The 2,245-nt window shown below is 71.2% G+C and carries 2 protein-coding genes and 1 pseudogene; all 3 read right to left on the reverse strand.

Annotated features, from left to right (window positions below; genetic code table 11):
• Positions 1-597 (reverse strand): S1 family peptidase (locus KN815_RS42900; protein WP_253209602.1); only part of this gene is annotated, 597 nt, incomplete at its 3' end.
• 250 nt (positions 598-847) lie between these two features.
• Positions 848-1,198: an L-rhamnose mutarotase gene (locus tag KN815_RS42905; RefSeq protein ID WP_216347179.1), complete on the reverse strand. Its 351-nt coding sequence runs from the start codon at positions 1,196-1,198 to the stop codon at positions 848-850.
• 175 nt (positions 1,199-1,373) lie between these two features.
• A pseudogene (locus KN815_RS42910) lies at positions 1,374-1,862 on the reverse strand (discoidin domain-containing protein); the annotation flags it as partial.
• Positions 1,863-2,245: the final 383 nt, after the last annotated feature.

The raw sequence follows: 2,245 nt of genomic DNA on the forward strand, positions 1-2,245 counted from the left end.
CGCGGCATCCCCGGCATCCCCGGCGCCCGCCGCACCCGCGGCGTCCCCCGCGCCCGCGCCGCCGTTGTCGCCGGGCCGGGCCGCCTCCTCGCCGTCGAACTTCTTGAACTCGCCCTGGCTGCGCTTGACGCTGACCGTGCCCTCCATCTGGTCCGTGGCCTTGGTCAGCGTGGCCCACTTGGCGCCGGTCACCGTCCGGTCGGCGGTCACCTGGACCTTGTTGGTGACCGGGTCGATCGACCACGCGGTGCCGGGCACCGACGCGTCGCTGCTCAGCGTCCTGGTGGCGGCCTTCAGCTCTTCCATGCTGTTGGTCACGACCTTCGCCACGGCGCCCTTGGCCCGGACGCCCTCGGCGGAGTCCTCGTCCACCACGTTCATGACCAACTGGCGGTTGGCGTTGTCGTAGTACCAGCCCGCGCCGTTGTCACCGAGGTCCGCGGCAAGGCTCCTCGCGAGCTTCACCGCGACCGGGGACGAGAAGGTCTTGGCTCCCGACGTCTTGTCCGGGTTCGCATTCGCGTTGGGCAGCAGAATGGCCGCTGCTCCGAGCGCGGCGACGGCGGCTCCGGAAATGGCGAGGGTCCGCTTGTTCACACGTCGGTGGCTCAACTCACTGACCTCCAGTCGGGGATGCGCGGCAGGCGTGTGCGGAGCGCTTGTCGCGTTCCGCCACGCCCCCGCGCGGGGCCACCACGTCGTACGCGGACGCGTTCGCCCCGTTCTCACCCGTACTCAAGGTCTGATGAATGGCTGCGCCGAACGGCCCGGATGGGTAGGCTCCGCCGGTTCGGCCGGTCGTCTTGACGCCTGCGGCGGGCTGTTCCCCTCCCCGTTCCCGGGGCCCCTATCCGCGCTCGGCGGCCTCGGCCTGGGCGCTCAGCTCCCACACCTCGCCGAGCGCCATCCGCTCCGCCTCGGCGGGGGCACCGCCGGTGTCCTCGAAGTGGTCGACATACGCGCCGATGAACTCCTGCCAGCGCTGGTTGGCCGGGTCCTTGTCCAGCGCCGCCATCGCGGCCGCGAAGTCCTCGCAGTCCACGAGGTGGAAGAGATGGCGGCCACTGCGCCAGATCCGCCAGTTGGTGATCCCGGCCCGGCGCAGCGCCGCCAGCAGGTCCTCCGGGACCGAGGCGTGCACCTGCTCATAACCGGACTCCTGGCCCTCCTTGAGAACCGAGTGCAACGCCACCCGCATGGGCGCTCCTCCTTCTTCCGTTGCCGCTTCCGTTGACGGGCGGCCACGGTAGCCGCCCGTCAACGTCCCATGATGCAGCGCTCAGCCCTTCTGTTCGACGCGCACCCAGTCCACTTCCGCCCGCACTCCGCCCGCCGCGATCCGGTCGACGCTGGATTGCGGCAGGCCCCAGTAGGCCGGTGACGTCCTGCGGATAGGTGTGAGCGGTGAGGGATCCTCCGGTGCCGGCGTTCTCGGTGTAGAAGGGGGCCCAGTCGGTGCCGTTCTTCGACACCTCCAGGACGTACTTCTTGCCGTAGGCGGCCTCCCAGTCCAGGACGACCCGGTCGATCCGGATGGTCGCGCCGAGGTCGATACGTATCCAGGCGTCGTCGCTGAACGGGCTGGCCCAGCGGGTCGACCCGTTGCCGTCGAAGGCCAGGCCCGGCGCGGTGCCGTCGTTCTCGCTGCCGGAGGCGGTGACGGCGTTGTGATTGGCGGCGTACGCGGCCGCCGCGCGGTCGGTGTCCCACGTCGCCTCGGCGGCGGCCTTGGTGGAGTGGGACGCGGGCGTGGCGAGAGCCGGGCCCGCGGACAGCAGCGCCACGGTGGTCAGGGTGGCGAGGGCCCTCAGCAGTGTGCGGCGGCGTTGGCGTTGGCGTTGGCGTTGGGTACGGGATGGCATGCGGCTCTCCTCGATGAGGTTGGGGGATGCACGTGCGGTGCCGAAGTGCGGTGGTGCCTTCGTGCCGTGTGCCGTAGTGCCGTGTGCCGTAGTGCCGATGTGCTTTCCGTCGTGCCTGCGTGCCGTGGTGCGCGTGGTGCCGTCTGTGCGGGCCCCAGGGGCGTCCGGCAGGTCTTTCCCCTCCCCGCCCCTTCCCGATACCAGGGGCTCCGCCCCTGGACCCCGCTCTTCAAACGCCGGAGGGGCTGGATTGCGTTGCTCCGCCACGCGTCGGAGCCGCACATCGATGCCACGGAAAGGCGCGGGGAGGCGAACAGCCGCCCGGCCGTTCCCGCTACCAGGGGCTCCGCCCCTGGACCCCGAGGTCTGGAGCGGAGCCCCGC

The organism is Streptomyces niphimycinicus, from assembly GCF_018883605.1.
GTDB lineage: Bacteria > Actinomycetota > Actinomycetes > Streptomycetales > Streptomycetaceae > Streptomyces > Streptomyces niphimycinicus.